General features: G+C 39.9%; 18 protein-coding genes. 6 read left to right on the top strand and 12 right to left on the bottom strand.

The window, feature by feature from the left end:
* Positions 1–7: 7 nt before the first annotated feature.
* The 7 genes from FIM66_RS01080 to FIM66_RS01050 are packed head-to-tail and all read right to left on the bottom strand — an operon-like array spanning position 8 to position 5,651.
* The gene (locus tag FIM66_RS01080) at positions 8–1,063 is read right to left on the bottom strand and encodes a type IV secretion system protein (RefSeq protein WP_140599815.1); all 1,056 of its coding nucleotides are present in this window, start codon (positions 1,061–1,063) and stop codon (positions 8–10) included.
* A gap of 7 nt (positions 1,064–1,070) precedes the next feature.
* The gene (locus FIM66_RS01075) at positions 1,071–2,075 is read right to left on the bottom strand and encodes a PDZ domain-containing protein (RefSeq protein WP_140599820.1); all 1,005 of its coding nucleotides are present in this window, start codon (positions 2,073–2,075) and stop codon (positions 1,071–1,073) included.
* Positions 2,075–2,377, bottom strand: coding sequence for a YbaB/EbfC family nucleoid-associated protein (locus FIM66_RS01070; RefSeq protein ID WP_000347926.1), 303 nt, complete (start codon positions 2,375–2,377; stop codon positions 2,075–2,077). Before FIM66_RS01070 ends, FIM66_RS01075 begins: the two co-directional genes overlap by 1 nt.
* A gap of 2 nt (positions 2,378–2,379) precedes the next feature.
* A complete protein-coding gene (gene panD / locus FIM66_RS01065; protein ID WP_140478563.1) occupies positions 2,380–2,733 on the bottom strand; it encodes an aspartate 1-decarboxylase in 354 nt (117 codons plus the stop codon).
* Positions 2,723–4,948 carry an AAA family ATPase gene (locus FIM66_RS01060; RefSeq protein WP_140599814.1) on the bottom strand — a complete coding sequence of 742 codons (2,226 nt, stop codon included), beginning with the start codon at positions 4,946–4,948 and terminating at the stop codon, positions 2,723–2,725. The genes panD and FIM66_RS01060 overlap by 11 nt, the downstream gene beginning before the upstream one ends.
* Entirely contained in the window at positions 4,948–5,223 is a 276-nt protein-coding gene (locus FIM66_RS01055) for an ATP-dependent Clp protease adaptor ClpS (protein WP_140599813.1), read from the bottom strand. The genes FIM66_RS01060 and FIM66_RS01055 overlap by 1 nt, the downstream gene beginning before the upstream one ends.
* A gap of 14 nt (positions 5,224–5,237) precedes the next feature.
* The gene (locus FIM66_RS01050) at positions 5,238–5,651 is read right to left on the bottom strand and encodes a universal stress protein (RefSeq protein WP_001023008.1); all 414 of its coding nucleotides are present in this window, start codon (positions 5,649–5,651) and stop codon (positions 5,238–5,240) included.
* 109 nt (positions 5,652–5,760) lie between these two features.
* On the opposite strand from FIM66_RS01050, the gene FIM66_RS01045 reads away from it, so the two are divergent.
* Together FIM66_RS01045 and bioD are read left to right on the top strand one after the other, a co-directional pair.
* Positions 5,761–7,494, top strand: a complete 1,734-nt coding sequence (locus tag FIM66_RS01045) for a hypothetical protein (RefSeq protein ID WP_140599812.1) — start codon at positions 5,761–5,763, stop codon at positions 7,492–7,494.
* Between the two features lie 3 nt (positions 7,495–7,497).
* Positions 7,498–8,154, top strand: a complete 657-nt coding sequence (gene bioD / locus FIM66_RS01040; protein WP_140599811.1) for a dethiobiotin synthase — start codon at positions 7,498–7,500, stop codon at positions 8,152–8,154.
* On the opposite strand, the gene FIM66_RS01035 is transcribed toward bioD, so the two are convergent.
* Positions 8,131–8,658, bottom strand: a complete 528-nt coding sequence (locus FIM66_RS01035) for a DUF1523 family protein (protein WP_017283493.1) — start codon at positions 8,656–8,658, stop codon at positions 8,131–8,133. The genes bioD and FIM66_RS01035 overlap by 24 nt on opposite strands.
* A gap of 70 nt (positions 8,659–8,728) precedes the next feature.
* Complete coding sequence (icd, locus tag FIM66_RS01030; RefSeq protein WP_140599810.1) at positions 8,729–10,006, bottom strand: isocitrate dehydrogenase (NADP(+)); 1,278 nt, start codon at positions 10,004–10,006, stop codon at positions 8,729–8,731.
* A 199-nt stretch (positions 10,007–10,205) separates the two neighbouring features.
* On the opposite strand from icd, the gene FIM66_RS01025 reads away from it, so the two are divergent.
* The 4 genes from FIM66_RS01025 (at position 10,206) to lpxE (ending at position 16,946) form a co-directional block, all read left to right on the top strand.
* The gene (locus FIM66_RS01025) at positions 10,206–11,486 is read left to right on the top strand and encodes a citrate synthase (RefSeq protein WP_079340061.1); all 1,281 of its coding nucleotides are present in this window, start codon (positions 10,206–10,208) and stop codon (positions 11,484–11,486) included.
* Positions 11,487–12,114: 628 nt separating this feature from the next.
* A complete protein-coding gene (gene sabA / locus FIM66_RS01015; protein WP_140599809.1) occupies positions 12,115–14,190 on the top strand; it encodes a Hop family adhesin SabA/HopD in 2,076 nt (691 codons plus the stop codon).
* Positions 14,191–14,788: 598 nt separating this feature from the next.
* Positions 14,789–16,360, top strand: a complete 1,572-nt coding sequence (gene eptA / locus FIM66_RS01005) for a phosphoethanolamine--lipid A transferase EptA (RefSeq protein WP_140599808.1) — start codon at positions 14,789–14,791, stop codon at positions 16,358–16,360.
* A gap of 49 nt (positions 16,361–16,409) precedes the next feature.
* Positions 16,410–16,946, top strand: coding sequence for a lipid A 1-phosphatase LpxE (lpxE, locus tag FIM66_RS01000; RefSeq protein WP_238699340.1), 537 nt, complete (start codon positions 16,410–16,412; stop codon positions 16,944–16,946).
* An 18-nt stretch (positions 16,947–16,964) separates the two neighbouring features.
* Here lpxE and nspC read toward each other — a convergent pair whose 3' ends face one another.
* The 3 genes from nspC to FIM66_RS00985 form a co-directional block, all read right to left on the bottom strand.
* The gene (gene nspC, locus FIM66_RS00995; RefSeq protein ID WP_140599807.1) at positions 16,965–18,182 is read right to left on the bottom strand and encodes a carboxynorspermidine decarboxylase; all 1,218 of its coding nucleotides are present in this window, start codon (positions 18,180–18,182) and stop codon (positions 16,965–16,967) included.
* A complete protein-coding gene (gene cheV1 / locus FIM66_RS00990; RefSeq protein WP_140547955.1) occupies positions 18,179–19,144 on the bottom strand; it encodes a chemotaxis protein CheV1 in 966 nt (321 codons plus the stop codon). The genes nspC and cheV1 overlap by 4 nt, the downstream gene beginning before the upstream one ends.
* A gap of 99 nt (positions 19,145–19,243) precedes the next feature.
* Positions 19,244–20,584 carry a COG3014 family protein gene (locus FIM66_RS00985; protein ID WP_194149228.1) on the bottom strand — a complete coding sequence of 447 codons (1,341 nt, stop codon included), beginning with the start codon at positions 20,582–20,584 and terminating at the stop codon, positions 19,244–19,246.
* Positions 20,585–20,624 lie beyond the last annotated feature (40 nt).

Here is a 20,624-nt window from a genome sequence, read left to right as displayed (position 1 = left end):
TATTTATTTAAATTTCATTTTTTGTATTTATTGTATCCTTTTTAACCTTTTTTTGCTTGAAATTTGGAACTTTTACATCTAATTGAGTGGTTTCTACCTTAAATGTGGGGGAATGCGTTTCTTTTTCTTTAGAAACGCTACCGCTTGTAGAAGGAGAAACGCTAGAGGGAGCGGGCGAGGTCGTGATATATTGTAAGGAAGTAAGAGCATTTTGGCTAAGATTAGCGCTCAAATTGGTGGCGAGTTTGTAAGTTTCTTTAAGGCTGTTTTGCACCCTAAACAAAGCGTTGATGAAAAAAGGCACGCCTATGATAAAAACGCAACACAAAAATAACGCTACCACCAACAAAAGGCTTAAATCTTGTTTTTCTTGCATGCTAGCGTCTATTAAAGCCTTAGTAACCGACACATTCAAAAACCCCACCAACAACAAAAAAGGCTTGTAAAACCCAAGAGCGAAGCATTTTTTTAGGCACATAACCACAACGCTCCTCCAGGTTTTGAAAAACCCAAACGCCAAAAACAGTGCCCCTAAAGAACACCACACATGCGCTTCCAAATACACTAAAATGATGATCGCAAACAGAACGCTCAAAAAAAGCGCTTGCAAGATGCTTAAAAAAAGCCACACAGACATTTCGTTATGGCTCAAATCGCTGATGAAACTAAGGGCATAAAAACCATGATTGAAGATAAAATCTAAAGAAAGCGCATGGTTAGAAAAGTTACTCAAGCTTTGAGAAAGGCTTTGAGTGATCATGTTAGGCGCAATAAAAATAGCGTTTTGGAAAAATTCATAAAAATGCATGGGATTTTTTAAAGCGTAGTTGAAAAGCGCAAAAAACCCCACAAATAATAACGCTTCTAAAAGCGCGCTAGCGCTGAAGAAATTCTGTTCTTTCAAACTCCTATAAGCAAAGAGCATGAACGCCAAAGCGACCACGCTATTAAACACCAATTGCGCATGCAAAGTGTAGAGGAAAAATTCAGCGAAACGCCCTAGAATCGCCGTGAGAGGCGTGATAAACCAAGAAAGAATAATCTCATAAGCGTCATTTTTCATCAATACTTCAACGGACTTTAATGTAAAATTCAAAGCCTTTACGCCACACTAACAATTCAATTTTAGACGCGCTTAACGCTTCTCTTAAGGCCTTTGGGTTGGACGCCACATTTTTACGATTCACCCATAAAATCCTATCCCCAAGCTTTAAAAAATCCAAGCCTTTGGGCAAATGATTGCCTATTTTAGTGATAATAAAACGCTCGTCTAAAGCGATGCCATAGCGCTCTAAAAAAGTGTCTTTGAGTAAAAACCCCCCATAACGCTTATTGACTTTGAGCGTTACTTCTTTGATTTTGTGGTTTCGTTTGATTCTCACTTTGGCAAGGCTTTGGTATTTAAGATTGCTCACCACCCATTCAAACTCCGCTAACGAATGGATCTTGTAATCATTGATCGCTAGGATTTCATCGTTTTTTAAAAAAGGGTTTTTAGGGAAAAAGGGATCAAATTGCGCTACCACTAAACGCTTATGATGTTCTTCTAAACGCACCCCAATATCCCCATAATAAGGCTCTTTTTGGTTTAAAAAGCGCTTGATAAATTTCGTTTCTATAAAGCCGTTCCCCCCTACCCCTAGCCCTAACATTTGATAGCAAATATTGCTGATAACGCCATTTTTTTGGGTTTTCTGTGAAATTTGAGCGTAGCGGTCATAGCCTTTTTGCCCCACCAATAATCGCACTTCTGTGGCTTCTTTATCCCCTATACTAGCCATTGGCCTTATAAGGGCGTCTTTGTCCAAATCCCTTAATGTATAAACATACTCGCTTGGCGCGCTTTGTAACAAATACAGCCCTACAAAAGGATCGGATTTGATGACTTTGGCGTGTTTAGGGTAGGTTTTGGAATAATATAAATACACGCCCTTAGGCAGTTCTTTTAAAGCCACGCCCCCTTTTTGAAGGCTCGCTTTTTTAAAAAAAGCCTGACAATACTTGAAATCATAAGCCCCTAAGCCATTCAAAAAACCCAACAGAGCGATAAAAACGATAAGGGCTTTATAAAGCATCACAATTTAGCGAAATTCCCCAACATGTTAAAGGCTAAATTTTTTCGGTTTTCTTCTACGGCTTTATACCCGTCATTCAAAGCGCTCATCAAATAGATTTGCATCGCTTCTTTATCTTCTAACAGGCTGTCATCAATTTGCAAATCCACTAATTCCCCCAACCCATTAAAACTCACGCTCACCATTCCCCCACCGCTTTTGGAAGTGTGGATCGTGTCTTTATTTTTTTCTTCTAGTTGGGAAAACTCTTTTTTCATGCCGTCTAACAACCCGCTTAACCCACCCAATTGACTAAAATCCATCTCTAACCCTTTTTTAAAATTTCGTTTTTTTCATCCACTAGCACGATGTTTGGCTTGTGCGCGTTGATTTCATCTTCGTTCATGCTCGCATAAGCTAAAATGATCACCACATCGCCTATGGCCACTTTTCTGGCTGCTGCACCATTGACGCAAATTTCGCCCCTTTTTTTCCCTAAAATCACATAGGTACTGAAGCGTTCGCCGTTATTGACATCCACGATTTCCACTTTCATGCCCTCTCTGAGCTTAGCGAACTTGGCTAAATCCTCATCTATGGTGATCGAGCCTACGTAATTGAGATTAGCGTCTGTGATAGTAGCCCTATGGATTTTACTATAAAGCATTTCAAAAGTCATTTTCTTTCACCTTTTGCAAGCACTTGATTTCTTTTAAAACCAATTGGTTTTTTTCTAGCAAGCAAGCGATCTTACAAGGTTTTTTAAGCGATTGCAAGAGCAGTATATCGCTTAATCTAGTTTTGATTTCATTATGAATGATTTTTTTAATTTCCCTCGCTCCTAAAGTCGTTTGGTAGCTTTTTTGCGCGATGAATTTCAAAACTTCTTTATGGAATTTTAAGGTTATGTCTTGCTCTAGCGCTAGGGCTTTTAATTTGTCTAATTCCACAGAAACAATGCGTTCAAAATCCTCCAAACTGAGCGCATTAAACGGCACGATCGCATCAATCCTGGAGCGTAATTCAGGGGTCAAAAGCTCTTTAACGGCTTTATCATACTTGGTATTTTTAGCGCTAAAAAACCCTAGCGTGTCCTTATCCTTACTCCCCACATTTGAAGTCATAATCAAAATCACATGCTTAAAACTCGCCTGATTGCCTGAATTATCGCTCAAAGTGGCGTTATCCATCACTTGCAACAACAAATCATACACATTAGAATGGGCTTTTTCTATTTCATCTAAAAGCAACAAACAATGCGGGTGTTTTTTAATCGCATTCACCAACAGCCCCCCTTGCTCAAACCCCACATAACCGCTAGGACTCCCGATGAGTTTGGCCACGCTATGGGCTTCTTTGTATTCGCTCATGTCAAAGCGTTCAAAATGCAAATTCAAATTCAAGGCCAATTCCTTAGCCAACTCCGTTTTCCCCACCCCACTAGGCCCCACGAATAAAAAGCTCCCCACAGGCTTATTTTTAGAAGAAAGCCCGCAATGCTGGATTTTAATCGCATTGCTGACAAGACTAATCGCCTCGGTTTGGGCAAAAATCTTATTTTTAAGCGATTTTTCTAAATTCCTTAAAAGGGCTTTTTTATCGCTGCTCAAACGCATTTTAGGGATTTTAAGCTTGAGAGCGAGCGTTTCTTTCACGTCATCAACGCCAATTTTTTTGCCCTTTTTAGGGCTGATTTTTTTCCTCGATCCCACCTCATCTAATAGTTCAATCGCTTTATCCGGCAAGAATTTATCATGCATGTAATCACTCGTTAAATCCACGCATGCCTTAAACACGCTCTCATCATAACGCACCTGGTGGTGTTCTTCATAAAGGGGAGCGATCTTTTTTAAAATCAAGTAACACGCTTCTTTAGAAGGCTCTTCAACTTTTATGACTGAAAAACGCCTATTAAAAGCCTTGTCTTTTTCAAACACGCTGCGGTATTCTTCAAAAGTGGTCGCTCCCAAACATTTCAAGCTCCCATCCGTTAGAACCGGTTTTAATATATTCGCCGCATCCAAGCTCCCAGCATTACTGCTCCCTGCACCTAAAAGGGTGTGGATTTCATCAATGAATAAAATGATGTGGCCGTTTTGTTGGATTTCTTTGAGCGTTTTTTTCAAGCGTTTTTCAAAATCCCCTCTGTATTTTGCCCCAGCCACCATTAAAGCTAAATCCAAAGAATAGACTTCATATTCTTGCAAAAACTCCGGCACTTCTTTTTGAGCGATTTTTAAAGCCAAAGCTTCAGCGATGGAGGTTTTCCCTACGCCCGCTTCGCCAATTAAAAGCGGGTTATTCTTTTTTCTGCGCCCTAAAATTTCTATCACTCTTAAAATCTCTTCTTCTCTGCCAATGACTGGATCTAAAGCGTTATCTTGGGCTAAAGCGCTCAAGTTTTTAGCGTATTTTTTTAGGGGAGTGTTTTTGGGCGCTTCTTCATTATCATTAATGTCATTAGGAATACCATGGTTATCCAAATCCAATAAAGCAGGATTAGAATACAAACGAGCGATGCCAAAACTATCCATGAGTTTTGAAGCGTAACAATCGGGGTGATCTAGCATTAAAATAAGCAATTCTTCCACGCCCACGCTCTCAAAACCACTCGCATACATTCTTTTAAGCATTCTTAATAGCACAAAACTCCTGGCAGGCATTTTGGCTGGATCACTCTTTAAAGGCACATATTGCAACAAATAGTCTTTAAGGATTTGTTTTAATTTATCGTAGTCATCTCTTTCTAAAGCGCCAATAATCTTTGCCCCGCTCTCATGTTCTAAGATGACTAACAGCACATGCTCTGTGGTGCAAAGGGCATGGTTAAGATCTAAGGCTAAATTTAAAGCTCGGTTTAGGACTTCATTGAGATCTTGATTGAATTTAGCCATTATCTTATCTCTTCTACCAATAATTTTAAAGGGAATTCTAACGCTCTGGCTTTGTCCTTAACCCATGCTGCCCTATGCCTGGCAATATCATAAGGATAGACCCCACAAACCCCACAGCCATCACGATGGATGCTTGATGTGAGGGCTTGAGCCTCCTCTAAAGACTTGTCAAAAAAATCCCTCAAAGCAGAGATGACAAATTCCGCTGTCGTAATGGGATCATCAACCATGATCACTTGTGCCATGGTGGGGGTGGGTATGTTACACATTTTCATGCCGCTTATCCATGCTACTTGGCGATCACAACAGGGATACTGGATTGTTCAACCAAGCTATTTTGGTGTGAAATGAACAAACGATACAACAAATTGGATTCGCTCGCCCCAATCAATAACAAATCATAATCCTTCGCCATTTCTAAAACCACATCAATCAAATCACCGCTTTTTAGAACGCTCTCGCACTCTATGTTTTCTTTTTTGAAAGCGTCTTCAAATTGCTTTAACAAAGCCTTAGCTTTTTCTTCTTCTAAGGCTTCTGTCTGGCCGTAATCCATCATCCCGCTTTCGCTATAAATAAACACTTCCATGCTCACATGCAATAAGGTGAAACGGACCTCTTTAAGCGAATGGGCTAATTTGACAGCGAATTTAATAGCGTTATAGCATTCTTGCGTGTCGCTAATCCCAAATAAAATATTCATAAGAACCAACCTTAAATGAAGTTTTGGTATTATACCAAATAAACCCTAATGACCCGCTGAAAGCTCAAAGATAAAGTGCTACAATCTCGCTTAAAGAAAAGGACACAAAATGCTATTGAATTACGATTTTTTAGAATTTGTTGATGATGAACCTAAAAGACACACTTCTTTGACATCGGCTATTGATAAAGCGTTAGCGGACAGGAAGTTAGCTAGACAAAATAAACCTAAAGTAAAGGTAAAAGAGGGACTATCTTTAAGAGCGACATTAGATGCGTTTGGTGATGAACTCTCACGACTTAAAAGAGAACAAAACACAGAGACTATTAAAGGCTCTACCATTGGGAGCGCTAATCTCAATAGCATTGTCAATAAAATTAAAAGCGGACTACCTTTTGGGACTATCTCTGCGTTTAGACCTTTTAAAGACGCTTTTATTAAAGACTTTACTGAAAAGGAACGAGAATTATTGATAGAAGCTTATAAGAGCGGTTATAAGGCATCTCAATTAGACAAAGTAGCTAAAAATTGGAATGACGACCCTAACCCCATAGACGCTTCTTATCTTGCTGACGCCTTTTTGAGAGAGTATAGGACTATCGCTCTTAAACTATCCACAGCATTAGGTAAGTCTTTTGTCAGTAAATTCTTAAACCCTAAAAGTGAAACCACAATGAAAGACCTTATGTCTAGTAAAGAATTTGTTGAGAGATACCGCTACACTCAAAAAGACAATATGGAAAGGACACAACAGCTAAAAAGGCTATTGGATAATAAGAGAGACTTCATTGGTTATATTCAAGTAATCGGTTATTGGAAAGACAATCTCGAGGACGCCCTAATACCTGATAAAGAGACTAGCTTTTTTGTGTTTGTCAATGAACCTAGTAGCACATTTTATTTAAGAAACCATTTGTTATTATGGGCGAGACAATTCAATCAAGCGGCGATTTGTTATTGTCAAAATAGTGTCTATAATAATAAAGACAGATATTATGTGGAATTGGTGAGTGCTGAACCAAAGAGATTTGGTAAGGTAGATGCTAAATTCACCGACATCACATTCTCTATCCTTAAAGAATTACCACACTCTCTCACAAGATTACAGAACAAAGTCTATACATTCTTTGAGAAAAACCCTGAAAAAGACAATTATGGTATAGCTTTTAAAGACATTGTCAAGACACAAATCAAAGCAACTTATATGCCCCACAATATTGGCAACCTTACAGACACATTTGAAAATGAAATTAAAGGATTTATTAAAAGGACACAAAGTAGGGTTCGTGCGTATGGGTATCCAAAGTCGTTCAATATTGATGAGATAGAAAATTGGGAGCAACAAGCAATTAAAACAAGAGAACAACGAAAATGCGCTATGAGTAAAAGATTTAAACAAAGCTACAACCACAACATTAAAGTCAATAACCTTGTTAAAGCTATGCGACAAGGCAAAAAAGTGAGTAGGACATTGATTGCTAACACCATAGACACCGATGCGGGGTATTGCTTTATTTCGCCGACAGATTTAGCGACACAGCTTGGTAACATCAGCCCTAGACTATCTAAAAGCATCGTTACCGCTATTGAGCAAGCAGAGGGAGTTAGACTAACTTATGCGTTGATTGACAAGGTTATTTATAACTCACTCCACAATATCTTAAGTTTCATTTTTGATATTGATAACCCTTTAAACGACCAATTGTTAAACCAATTAGTCATTGAAGTCCCAAGAGAAGCACTAAAGAATGTGAAGTTACCACAAATTAAAAATGTATTGACAGCTCAAATCTTTGAGGGCACTTATCAGTTTAGAGGTAATGACTTTAAATTTAAAAGTTAAACCATGCTCTTTATCAGCGCGACTAACACGAATGCCGGAAAAACCACATGTGCTAGGCTATTAGCCCAATATTGCAACGCTTGTGGCGTTAGAACGATTCTATTAAAGCCCATTGAAACAGGCGTTAATGATGCAACCAACCACTTTAGCGACGCACATCTGTTCTTGCAAGATAACCGCCTTTTAGATCGCTCTTTAACCTTAAAAGACATTTCATTCTATCGTTATCATAAAGCTTCAGCCCCCATCATCGCCCAACAAGAAGAAAACCAAAACGCCCCCATTGATATAAATCATTTAATCCAACGCCTCCAAAATTTCACCAAAACTTACGATTTAGTCATCGTTGAAGGGGCTGGGGGGCTATGCGTGCCTATCACTTTAGAAGAAAACATGCTGGATTTTGCCCTACAATTAAAAGCCAAAATGCTTTTGATTAGCCATGATAATTTGGGCTTGATCAATGACTGTTTACTGAATGATTTTTTATTGAAATCCCACCAACTAGACTATAAAATCGCTATCAATTTGAGGGAAAACAACGCCGCTTTTCACAGCATCAGCTTGCCCTATATTGAGCTTTTTAACAAACGCTCCAATAACCCCATTATGATTTTCCAACAAAGCCTAAAAGAATTAATGAGCTTTGCTCTTGAATAAAGCGCAGACAGAGCGTGCGCTGATAAAAAAGCCCATTAACAGCAAAGCGTATAAAATCCAGCTAAAAATGGGCTTTGAAATGTCAGCACTCTCTTTTAAGGGCTTTAAAAAAATCACATTAGGGAACATGTTAAACAAATTGATCCGCCAACCATAGTATTTCACTTCCACTTGCTGATTGACTAAACTTTGAGCGAGGGCTGAAATATCAGCCGAATCAAACTTAAAATAAAAAGGGAAGCCAAAGCGCGTGTCTTCGTTACGATAAACGGTTACGCTTTTTTTATCCTTAGGGTCGTAAGTTTGCACAAAATAGACATCTCTAGCAAGGGTTTTTACTTCCTTATTATTGGGCGTGTTTTCATTTTCATTCATTCTTTTGACTTCCACCCCGCTAATGACAGCCACGCTATAATGGGGCATGCAATAGCTCACTACAAGCATGAGCGCTAAAAAGATCGCCGTTAAAATGAATAAAACCACATTACGCACAAATTTTATCAACTTCATTCCTTATGATAGTATTAGCCTTTTTTCGCATTCAAACACCATTTAAAAGCTTAAAAACGCTCTTTCACATGTTTTCAATCATCACGCTAGCAAATTCAGAACATTTCACTTCTTTAGCCCCATCCATCAAACGAGCGAAATCATAAGTGACTTTCTTGCTTTTAATCGCTTTTTCCATAGCAGAAACGATCAAATCAGCCGCTTCCACCCAACCCATATACCTTAACATCATTTCCGCGCTCAAAATAATAGACCCCGGATTGACTTTATCTAGCCCAGCGTATTTAGGAGCGGTGCCATGGGTGGCTTCAAACATGCCCACTGTGTCATTGAGATTAGCCCCAGGAGCGATACCAATACCCCCCACCATCGCCGCTAACGCATCAGAGATATAATCCCCGTTCAAATTCATGGTCGCAATAACGCTGTATTCGCTAGGGCGTAAGAGGATTTGTTGCAAAAACGCATCAGCGATCATGTCTTTAATGATGATTTCTTTACCGGTTTTAGGGTTTTTCAAAGAACACCATGGGCCTTTATCAATGACTTGAGCGTTAAATTCTTTTTGAGCGAGCGCATAGCCCCACTTCATAAACGCCCCTTCGGTGTATTTCATGATGTTACCTTTATGCACAAAAGTTACGCTTGGCTTGTCGTTATCAATAGCGTATTCAATCGCTTTTCTCACTAGCCTCTCTGTACCTTCCTTACTAATGGGTTTTACCCCTATGCCGCTGCTTTCAGGGAAGCGGATTTTTTTAACCTTTAGTTCATTTTGTAAAAAATGGATGAGTTTTTTCGCTTCCGCACTGCCTTCTTGCCATTCAATGCCCGCATAAATGTCTTCAGAATTTTCTCTAAAAATCACCATATCCACTTTTTGTGGTTCTTTAACTGGGCTAGGACTCCCATACCACCTTACCGGTCTCAAGCACACATACAAGTCCATTTTTTGGCGTAACGCTACATTCAAAGATCTAAACCCCTCACCAATAGGCGTGGTCAAAGGCCCTTTAATAGAAACTTTATAATGGTTAATCGCTTCAATAGTGTCCGGTAAGAGCCATTGCTCTTCTGGGCTTAATTCTTTGTGATCTTTAAATTTTTGATAGCATTTTTCGCCCACAAACACCTCATACCATGCGATTTTTTTCTCGCCTTTATACGCTTTTTGAACCGCACTATCCACGACTTTAATCATCGCCGGGGTAATATCCGATCCAATGCCATCGCCCTCAATGAAAGGGATAATGGGGTGGTTTGGCACATGCAATTTGCCGTCTTTAATCGTAATTTCTTCGCCCTCTTTAGGCTTTTGTAAAATTTTAGGGTTGTAAGCCATTGTTTATCCTTTTTCTAAAGTTTGAGTAACTATACTAGCGCAAAAATACTATATAACCCTTAAAAATCTTTTTTTGAATGCGTGTTTAAAAGTAGCGGTTAGGAATAACTTGAAATAAAACGAATGTTTTAAAAAAAATCATTTAATTTTTTGGCTTATAATTAGGAGTTGAATATTATCAAAACTTAAGGAAATCACAATGTCTGTTACTTTAATCAATAATGAAAATAATGAACGCTATGAATTTGAGACGATTGAATGCACTCGTGGGCCTAAAGCGGTGGATTTTTCCAAGCTTTTTGAAACGACCGGGTTTTTTTCTTACGACCCAGGGTATTCTTCCACCGCTGGGTGCCAATCTAAAATCAGCTATATCAATGGCAAAAAAGGCGAATTGTATTACAGAGGGCACAGAATAGAGGATTTAGTCGCCAAATACAAATATGTAGATGTGTGCAGGCTATTACTCACAGGGGAATTACCCAAAAATCAAGATGAAAGCTTGGAATTTGAACTGGAACTACGCCACAGAAGCTTTGTGCATGAGAGCTTACTCAACATGTTTTCAGCTTTCCCTAGCAACGCCCACCCTATGGCGAAACTCTCTAGCGGGGTGTCTATTTTATCTACTCTTTATTCTACGCACCAAAACATGCACACTGAAGAAGATTACCAGACTATGGCCAGAAGGATTGTCGCTAAAATCCCCACACTTGCGGCCATTTGCTATCGTAATGAAGTGGGAGCACCCATTATTTATCCGGACATCGCGCGCTCTTATGTGGAAAACATCCTTTTCATGCTGAGAGGGTATCCTTATAGCCGCTTAAAGCACACCACTCAAGGCGAGGTGGAAATCACGCCCCTAGAAGTGGAAGCCTTTGATAAAATCCTAACTTTGCACGCTGATCATGGGCAAAACGCCTCTTCTACCACCGTAAGGAATGTCGCTAGCACCGGCGTGCATCCTTATGCCGCTATAAGTGCTGGCATTAGCGCTTTGTGGGGGCATTTGCATGGCGGAGCGAATGAAAAAGTGCTTATCCAATTAGAAGAGATCGGCGATGTGAAAAATGTGGATAAATACATCGCACGCGTGAAAGACAAAAACGACAATTTCAAACTCATGGGCTTTGGGCATAGGGTGTATAAAAGCTACGATCCGCGCGCTAAAATCTTAAAAGGTTTAAAAGACGAACTGCATAAAAAAGGCGTTAAAATGGACGAGAGGTTGAGCGAAATCGCCGCCAAAGTGGAAGAAATTGCACTAAAAGACGAGTATTTCATTGAAAGGAATCTCTACCCTAATGTGGATTTTTACTCCGGCACGATTTTAAGGGCTTTAAAAATCCCGGTGCGTTTCTTCACGCCGGTGTTTGTCATTGGCAGAACCGTGGGTTGGTGCGCTCAACTCTTAGAGCATGTCAAAAGCCCGCAAGCCAGGATCACACGCCCAAGACAAGTTTATGTAGGGGATTAATATTAGGCTAGGCTTTGTTTTAACAGAGCGTTGATGATAGTTTTAAGAAACGCTCAAAGCCTTTTTAAAAGAGTAAGGATCTCGCACCAAGCTTTTTTACTAACCGCATGCAAACGCCCCAAAACTCAAAAATAACCCCACTTTTTAAAGCAAAACCCTAAGTTTTTTAGGCTTAGGGAACGCTCTTAGAAATTAGCGTTTTATTGAAACCACCGCTTTTTTTAAAAAAACCCTTGAGTTTTTGGGGGAAATGATTGCAAAACCTTTTTATCTCCTTAAGAAAATCATTTTTACAACAAATCTCAAGCAATCAAATCTTATTTTTTAGAAAAAATCCTTTTGACAACCAAACCAAACAATCAAAGTTAAAACCCCTTTTTTATAGCTACCCCCCATTCAAACAACCTCATTTCTTTTAAAATGACCTTTATTGGTTTAATATTTGTTTAGAAACGCTACAAAAACCTTTTTTTTTTTTTTGAAAGGGCAAAAATGCCTCATTAATATCAAAATCCCATTAATTTATACTATATTAACGAAAGCTTGCGATATGGTCTTACTTAAATACACATTTCTGCAAGATTTACGGACAAAATCAATCTTATTTTAATAAAGTAAAGGAGAAAACATGAAGAAAAAATTTCTGTCATTAACCTTAGGTTCGCTTTTAGTTTCCGCTTTAAGCGCTGAAGACAACGGCTTTTTTGTGAGTGCGGGCTATCAAATCGGCGAATCCGCTCAAATGGTGAAAAACACTAAAGGCATTCAAGATCTCTCAGACAGCTATGAAAGATTGAACAATCTTTTAACGAATTATAGCGTCCTAAACACTCTCATCAGGCAGTCCGCCGACCCCAACGCTATCAACAACGCAAGGGGCAATTTGAATGCGAGCGCGAAGAATTTAATCAATGATAAAAAGAATTCCCCGGCGTATCAAGCGGTGCTTTTAGCCTTGAATGCGGCAGCGGGGTTGTGGCAAGTCATAAGCTATGCGATCAGTCCTTGCGGTCCCGGTAAAGACACAAGCAAAAATGGAGGCGTTCAAACTTTCCACAACACGCCATCAAATCAATGGGGAGGGACTACCATTACTTGTGGCACTACTGGTTATGAACCAGGACCATACAGCATTTTATCCACTGAAAATTACGCGAAAATCAATAAAGCCTATCAAATCATCCAAAAGGCTTTTGGGAGCAGCGGAAAAGATATTCCTGCCTTGGGCGACACCAACACAGAACTCAAATTTACAATCAATAAAAATAATGGAAACACGAATACGAATAATAATGGAGAAGAAATTGTTACAAAAAATAACGCTCAAGTTCTTTTAGAACAGGCTAGCACCATTATAACTACCCTTAATAGCGCATGCCCATGGATCAATAATGGTGGTGCAGGTGGTGCGAGTAGTGGTAGTTTATGGGAAGGAATATATTTGAAAGGCGATGGGAGCGCGTGCGGGATTTTTAAAAATGAAATCAGCGCGATTCAAGCCATGATCAAAAACGCCGAAATAGCCGTAGAGCAATCCAAAATCGTTGCTGCAAACGCGCAAAACCAGCACAACCTAGACACCGGGAAGACATTCAACCCCTATAAAGACGCCAACTTCGCCCAAAGCATGTTCACTAACGCTAAAGCGCAAGCGGAGATTTTAAACCGCGCCCAAGCAGTGGTGAAAGACTTTGAAAGAATCCCTGAAGCCTTTGTAAAAGACTCTTTAGGGGTGTGTCATGAAAAGGGTAGCGACGGCAATCTCCGTGGCACGCCATCCGGCACGGTAACTGATAACACTTGGGGAGCCGGTTGCGCGTATGTGGGAGAGACCGTAACGAATTTAAAAGACAGCATCGTTCATTTTGGCGACCAAGCGGAGCGAATCCATAACGCGCGCAACCTCGCCTACACTTTAGCGAATTTCAGCGGCCAGTATAAAAAGCTAGGCGAACACTATGACAGCATCACAGCGGCCATTTCAAGCTTGCCTGATGCGCAGTCTTTACAAAATGTGGTGAGCAAAAAGACTAACCCTAATAGCCCGCAAGGCATACAGGATAACTACTATATTGACTCCAACATCCATTCTCAAGTGCAATCTAGGAGTCAAGAACTCGGCAGTAACCCTTTCAGACGCGCCGGTTTAATCGCCGCTTCTACCACCAATAACGGCGCGATGAACGGGATCGGCTTTCAAGTGGGCTATAAACAATTCTTTGGGAAAAACAAACGATGGGGCGCAAGGTATTACGGCTTTGTGGATTACAACCACACCTATAACAAATCCCAATTTTTCAACGCCTCTTCTGATGTTTGGACTTATGGCGTGGGGAGCGATTTGTTAGTGAATTTTATCAACGATAAAGCCACTAAACACAATAAGATTTCTTTTGGCGCGTTTGGCGGTATCGCCTTAGCCGGGACTTCATGGCTTAATTCTCAGTATGTGAATTTAGCGAATGTGAACAATTACTATAAGGCTAAAATCAACACCTCTAACTTCCAATTCTTATTCAATCTGGGCTTAAGGACCAATCTCGCTAGAAATAAGAGGAGAGGCGCTGAACATAGCACGCAACATGGCATGGAGTTAGGCGTGAAGATCCCCACGATCAACACGAATTATTATTCTTTGCTAGGCACTACCTTGCAATACAGAAGGCTTTATAGCGTGTATCTCAACTATGTGTTTGCTTACTAAAGCATTAAACCCCTTTTTAAACCCTCTTTTTAGGGGGGTTTAATCTTTTTACGCTGACTTCTCACTCGCTTTTTAACTTTTCATAAAGCTTTTATTTTTCTAAACTTTTTTAATTTTTTCCACCAAACAAAGTTTTTTGACTTCAAGCGTTAATCACAAAAAATACTCAAAGGCGTTTTTTACAATCTAAATAAAATCAGCGTTATTCAAGCGATCCTTTTTATAACCCAATGAAAACGCCCCAAAGTCAAGGACAAACCCGCTTATAAAGGAAACCCCTAAGCTTTTTAGGCTTAGGGGAACGCTCTTAGAAATCAGCGTTTCATCAAAAACACTACCTTAAACCAAGAAAAAGAAATTTCAAGGTATAATAGTTTCCAAGAGCGTTTGCCACTTTTACGCTTCATGGCATGCTCCTTATTTGGATTTGCCCCATATTGCGACTATGGGGCGTGATGAAATCCTGCAACCAACACGCTTTAAGCTTCTTCATGCAAGCCACCCCCAAGCCACCTTATAAAAAGTGCTCTTAAAATAAACCATAAAATCCCCATACCTACGATATAATCCTAAGATTGATTGATTTTAAGGGGCGTGTTTGGCATCATTATTCCATCTGAAGTTTTTAAAACCCCTGAGTTGTCTGCAAGCCGGTTTGCTTTATAGCCTTATTTTTGGCGTTTTATACCATTTCCCTTTGTTCGCTTATGTTTATAAAGAAAGCAACCAAGTTAGTTTTATCGCCATGATGGTTGTGGTGCTTTTTTGCGTTAATGGCGCTCTTTTTTTGGCGTTAGGCTTGATCTCTGCTTCTTTGATGCGCTTAAGCGCGGTTGTTTTTAGTTGGCTCAATTCCGTCGCTTTCTATTTCATTAGCGCTTATAAGGTGTTTTTAAATAAGAGCATGATGGGCAATGTCTTAAACACCAACACGCATGAAGTTTTAGGCTTTTTGAGCGTTAAATTATTCGTTTTTATCGTTGTTTTTGGGGTGTTACCCGGCTATATCATTTATAAAATCCCCATCAAAAATTCTTCTAAAAAAGCGCCCTTTTTAGCGATCTTGGCGTTAGTGTTTATTTTTATCGCTAGTGCTTTAGCTAACGCTAAAAATTGGCTGTGGTTTGACAAGCATGCGAAATTCATAGGGGGCTTAATCCTGCCTTTTGCTTATAGCGTGAACGCTTTTAGAGTGAGCGCTCTCAAATTTTTCGCCCCCACTATCAAGCCGCTCCCTCTTTTTTCGCCCAATCATTCTCATTCGTTTGTGGTGCTGGTCATTGGCGAAAGTGCTAGGAAGCATAATTACGCCCTTTATGGCTATGATAAACCCACCACCCCAAGACTAAGCAAACGATTAGAAAATCATGAACTCACTCTTTTTAACGCCACTTCTTGCGCCACTTACACGACAGCGAGTTTGGAATGCATTTTAGATTCTTCTTTTAAAAACAGCTTAAACGCCTATGAAAATTTGCCCACTTACTTGACTAAAGCCGGTATCAAAGTCTTTTGGTATAGCGCCAATGACGGCGAAAAGAATGTTAAGGTTACAAGCTATCTTAAAAACTATGAATTGATTCAAAAATGCCCCAATTGTGAAGCGATCGCTCCTTATGATGAATCCTTACTCTATAATTTGCCTGATCTTTTAAAAGAACACTCTAACGAAAATGTCTTACTCATCTTACACCTTGCAGGCTCGCATGGCCCCAACTATGACAACAAAGTGCCTTTAAATTTTAGGGTGTTTAAGCCCTATTGCTCAAGCGCTGATTTGTCTTCTTGCTCCAAAGAAAGCCTGATTAACGCCTATGACAACACCATTTTTTATAACGACTATCTGTTAGACAAAATCATTAGCATGCTCAAAAAAGCCAAACAGCCCGCCCTAATGATTTATTTAAGCGATCATGGCGAAAGTTTGGGCGAAGGAGCGTATTATTTGCATGGCATTCCTAAAAGCATCGCCCCTAAAGAGCAATACGAGATCCCCTTTATCGTTTATGCCAACGATCTTTTTAAAAAGGAGCATTCCATCATTCAAACCCAAACCCCCATTAATCAAAATGTGATTTTCCATAGCGTTTTAGGGGTGTTTTTGGATTTTAAAAACCCTAGCGCTGTTTATCGCCCTTCTTTAGATCTGCTCAAACACAAAAAAGAGTAAAATAACACTCATGAAAAAATTCTTATTTAAACAAAAATTTTGTGAAAGCCTGCCCAAAAGCTTTTCTAAAACTTTGTTAGCGCTCAGTTTGGGCTTGATTTTGCTGGGCATTTTTGCACCTTTCCCAAAAGTCCCTAAACACCAAAGCGTGCCTTTGGCGCTTCATTTCACCGAGCATTATGCGCGCTTTATCCCTACGATTTTATCTGTAGCAATTCCCTTGATTCAAAGAGATGCGGTAGGGCTTTTTCAAGTCGCTAACGCTTCTATCGCTACAACCATTCTCACGCATACCACCAAAAGAGCCTTAAACCATGTAACGATCAATGATCAGCGTTTGGGCGAGCGCCCTTATGGGGGTAATTTCAACATGCCAAGCGGGCATTCGTCTATGGTGGGTTTGGCGGTGGCGTTTTTAATGCGCCGTTATTCTTTTAAAAAATACTTGTGGCTCTTACCCCTAATCCCTTTAACCATGCTCGCTCGCATTTATTTAGACATGCACACCATTGGTGCGGTGTTGGCCGGGCTTGGCACTGGAATGTTGTGCGTGAGCCTTTTTACAAGCCCCAAAAAACTTAATTAAAAAAACTTAATTAAAGCCTTAATTTCTGTTTTTATAATCTTCATAAGAAAAGTTTTTAAGGATTTTAAAACCTTGCGAGTCTATTTTAGCCAGGCTTGGGAGCGGCACGCCATTAAACGAGTTGTTTTTGACGATCGTATAATGGAGCATGTCTTGAAACACGATTTTATCGCCCCTTTTTAAAGGCGTTTCAAAACTAAAACTCCCCATAAAATCCCCCGCTAAACAAGTAGGACCGCCTAAAAAGTAAGAAAACGCCCCTTGATTTTCGCCCTTTTCAACTTCAATAAGCTCTTCATCATTTTCTACGGAGATTTTAAGGATGCTAGGGCGGTAAGGCATTTCCAAGCAATCCGGCATGTGAGCGCTAAAAGAAGCGTCTAAAATCGCAATTTCTTGATCGTTTTTAACGATGTCTATCACGCTTGCGATTAAAAACCCGCATTGCCACCCTATGGCTTCCCCAGGCTCTAAGATCACTTCTATATTACGATAACGCTCTTTAAAATCCCTAATCGTTTGGATGAGCAAATTCACATCATAATCGCTCTTAGTGATATGATGCCCCCCACCAAAATTCACCCACGCCATGTTTTCTAAATAAGGCTTGAAATACTTTTCTACATGCTCTAAAGTCCGGCACAAAGCGTCAGCGTTTTGCTCGCAATGCGTATGGAAATGCAACCCGCTCACCCCCTCTAACCCATGCTCTTTAACCCCTTTTTCAAACTCGCTAGGCGTAATCCCTAACCGGCTCACTTTAGAGCATGGGTTATAGATCGCTGGGGTTACTTCGCTGTAGAGAGGGTTGATTCTCAAACCCATTTTAATGGGGCTTAAGCCCAAGTTTTCTAATTGCTTGTTTTTATCTAAAATCCTGTCTTTATAGGCAGCGTATTGGTAAAAAGAGTTAAAAATAATGCTTGTCGCTAGGGGTAAAATCGCGCTCATTTCAGCCTCTTTGAAAGCCGGGCTATAAACGCAAATTTCTTTATGGCTCTCTCGCCCCCCAAATTCTTCAAAAGCGAGCTTAGCCTCATAAAGACCGCTCGCGCAACACCCGTTCAATTTTTGCCTTAAAATTCCAAACTCACGCCAAAACGCATACCCCTTTAAAGCGAGCAAGATTTTTGCCCCGCTTTGTTGGCGCACGATTTCTAAAATCTTGGCGTTTTTTTCCAAGCGTTCGCTCTCTAGCACATAGCAAGGGGTGGGGATAGCGCTGTATTTTTTCATGCTAATTCCAAAAATTGCTTAACCACTCGCTGGATGTCTTTAGGGTTAGACTTAGAGATGAAATCATCGGCCTTTAAACTCCTGGCCATGTCTTCATTAGAACTCCCGCTCATAGAAGAATTGACCACGATAGGGATTTTTGAAGTCAAAGGATTGTTTTTAACCTGCTTGATCACTTCAAAACCGCTCGCTTCTGGCATTTCTAAATCGGTAATGATAAGACCAATATTGCTCACATCGGTTGTGGGGTTGAATAAATGCTCTAATAAGGTTTTACCATTGATAAAATCTATATGCTTGACGCCTAGCTTGTCTAAAATCATTTGCATGGTTTTTAAAACGCTTGGGGAGTCATCAGCGAGTAAAACGCATTGGTTAGAATGGATTTTAGAGAGCGTTTCTAAATCGTTGTGTTTTTCTTCTTCAATCCAAGGGAACACATCTATAAGCATTTTTTCAATATCCACCACTTGCACCAAGCGCCCATCAAAATAGCGCGTGCGGCTCACGAGTTTGTTATTGCCTGCAGATCCCCCTAGCCCAGCGCTTTGCTCCATTTCAGTCCATTTCTTGCTCAAAATCCTATCCGCTTCATAGATCCTAACCCCTATAGTCCAGCGAGAAAACTCACAAATCATAACAATATCGTCTTCGCCTTTTTCTTTTTCTATCCTATAAGGGCGTAAATCCTTGTTTTTGTTTTGGCTGTCATAATAAAACCATTTTTTCATATCAATCAAGGGAATGGTGAGCTCTCTTATAATGATTAAGCCCTCAACGAGCGAATTGTTTTCGTGGCTGATGATAGTGAGATTGCCATGGTATTTCACCACTTCACGGATCTTAAAGACATTGACCGCATACAAATCCTTGTTTTTACCCAGCCTGAAACACAACAATTGCAACTCGTTATTTTTATGCAAACTCGTAACTTGATCAATGCCCGCTAAACTATCAGCCATGACTTCCCCTTGATTTAGGTTTTCGTATCGTTTTATAATTATATCGTGTTTGTGTTTAATGCCAACGACACTTAAAAACTATCTTTGGGGTTTTTTAAATCATTTTAAATGACTCAAAACAAACCCGTTTTTAAAACTGCGGATGTATAAAATATTATGGCGGTTAGAACAAAAGATTTGTGGGGCTGTTACAAACCCTGAAAGCAATTCCCTAGCGTCAATGACTTTAGGGCTTTCAAGCGATCTTTTACAAGGCTTTAATGAAAACGAAAAAGCGTCAATAGAATCAGCTCGAACTTCATAATTTTCAAAAGCTTTGTTTTTGATACGCATGAGATAGATTTTATGGGCAAAAATGCTCGTGTTTCTGGTGTCTGCAAAGGTGCTCACACCTGAATACAACGAAGTTACTAGCCCTCCAACAAACCCCAAATAATAGTTCGCTACCGCTTGCATGCCCACCTTAAAAGTAGCCGATAAAATGGCTCTAGTGATAATGTAGGGCAATTGCTTCCTAAATTCGCTAGCGACCACCGCATCTATTGAGGCTAAAGTGTCAAAGGGCGTTACTTTTTCTCCGTCTTTGAGGGTGAAATTTTGATAAAACGCTTCCCCTTTTTCTAGCTTGGGCAAAGCCACACTCACATTATAAACCGAATCAATCATAAAAATAGGCACATCAATTTTAAATTCGCTTTTTTGCGGCTCTTTACCATCTTCAATGATGATCCAAGTGAAATGGCTCCTGTTAGGGTTTTTGAAAAAAACCAAGTCTTGAGCCACGAAAGGGCTTTGACTGATCCCATAGGCTTCATTAAGATAGCCTAATCCCTTATTCTTATCCCCATTTAAAGCGTAAAACAACCCTGAAAGATACGAAACCGCCGGGTTAAGCAAGCCTTGATAAGCTTCGTATTTGTCTAAATTAGAATAGGTGTTGTTTAAAATCTCGCTCACTTCTACCCTAGAGCGTTCCATATTAATATTGTGCTTTTTGCTAGAATCGATTTCTTTAATGGCTTTTTGCACTTCCTCATAATAAAATTCTTTAGCCCTGCGTTGGCGTTCGTTCGCGCGGTTGAATTGCACCCTAGCGTTCGCACTATCGTTTAAAAGCATGTAGTCTATCGCTTTGTAATAATTGATTAAAACGCCCTCATAAATATTCCCCCCATAAGCGCGCACGTTATCATTAATCATGGTAGCGCCCACATAACTAGCCCCTCTTGTGAAAGCGCTTTGGGTTTTATCAAAGCGTTGCTCGGCTTGATCCAATACCCCTAAAGAAGTCTTATAATCCCTTGCGTATAAAGCACTCAAGCCGTTTTGCAAGTCCCATAAAAGAGCGTTCTTTTTTTTCTTCGTGAATTGTTTGGAATATTCATAAGCTTTTTTAGGGCTTTCTTCATAATAGAGCGTGTTAAAATGTTCTAAGTCCATACGATAGCCTATGCAACCTGTTAATGATATTCCTAAAATT

The sequence above is a fragment of the Helicobacter pylori genome, assembly GCF_006439795.1.
Lineage (GTDB): Bacteria > Campylobacterota > Campylobacteria > Campylobacterales > Helicobacteraceae > Helicobacter > Helicobacter pylori_CR.
This window is presented reverse-complemented; position numbering and strand designations above follow the sequence as displayed.

What these genes read in the sequence shown, in the direction of transcription:
- FIM66_RS01080 (WP_140599815.1), bottom strand. Translation starts at nt 1,063, where the DNA reads ATGAAAAATGACGCTTATGAGATTATTCTTTCTTGGTTTATCACGCCT.
- FIM66_RS01075 (WP_140599820.1), bottom strand. Translation starts at nt 2,075, where the DNA reads ATGCTTTATAAAGCCCTTATCGTTTTTATCGCTCTGTTGGGTTTTTTG.
- FIM66_RS01070 (WP_000347926.1), bottom strand. Translation starts at nt 2,377, where the DNA reads ATGGATTTTAGTCAATTGGGTGGGTTAAGCGGGTTGTTAGACGGCATG.
- panD (WP_140478563.1), bottom strand. Translation starts at nt 2,733, where the DNA reads ATGACTTTTGAAATGCTTTATAGTAAAATCCATAGGGCTACTATCACA.
- FIM66_RS01060 (WP_140599814.1), bottom strand. Translation starts at nt 4,948, where the DNA reads ATGGCTAAATTCAATCAAGATCTCAATGAAGTCCTAAACCGAGCTTTA.
- FIM66_RS01055 (WP_140599813.1), bottom strand. Translation starts at nt 5,223, where the DNA reads ATGAAAATGTGTAACATACCCACCCCCACCATGGCACAAGTGATCATG.
- FIM66_RS01050 (WP_001023008.1), bottom strand. Translation starts at nt 5,651, where the DNA reads ATGAATATTTTATTTGGGATTAGCGACACGCAAGAATGCTATAACGCT.
- FIM66_RS01045 (WP_140599812.1), top strand. Translation starts at nt 5,761, where the DNA reads ATGCTATTGAATTACGATTTTTTAGAATTTGTTGATGATGAACCTAAA.
- bioD (WP_140599811.1), top strand. Translation starts at nt 7,498, where the DNA reads ATGCTCTTTATCAGCGCGACTAACACGAATGCCGGAAAAACCACATGT.
- icd (WP_140599810.1), bottom strand. Translation starts at nt 10,006, where the DNA reads ATGGCTTACAACCCTAAAATTTTACAAAAGCCTAAAGAGGGCGAAGAA.
- FIM66_RS01025 (WP_079340061.1), top strand. Translation starts at nt 10,206, where the DNA reads ATGTCTGTTACTTTAATCAATAATGAAAATAATGAACGCTATGAATTT.
- sabA (WP_140599809.1), top strand. Translation starts at nt 12,115, where the DNA reads ATGAAGAAAAAATTTCTGTCATTAACCTTAGGTTCGCTTTTAGTTTCC.
- nspC (WP_140599807.1), bottom strand. Translation starts at nt 18,182, where the DNA reads ATGAAAAAATACAGCGCTATCCCCACCCCTTGCTATGTGCTAGAGAGC.
- cheV1 (WP_140547955.1), bottom strand. Translation starts at nt 19,144, where the DNA reads ATGGCTGATAGTTTAGCGGGCATTGATCAAGTTACGAGTTTGCATAAA.
- FIM66_RS00985 (WP_194149228.1), bottom strand. Translation starts at nt 20,584, where the DNA reads ATGGACTTAGAACATTTTAACACGCTCTATTATGAAGAAAGCCCTAAA.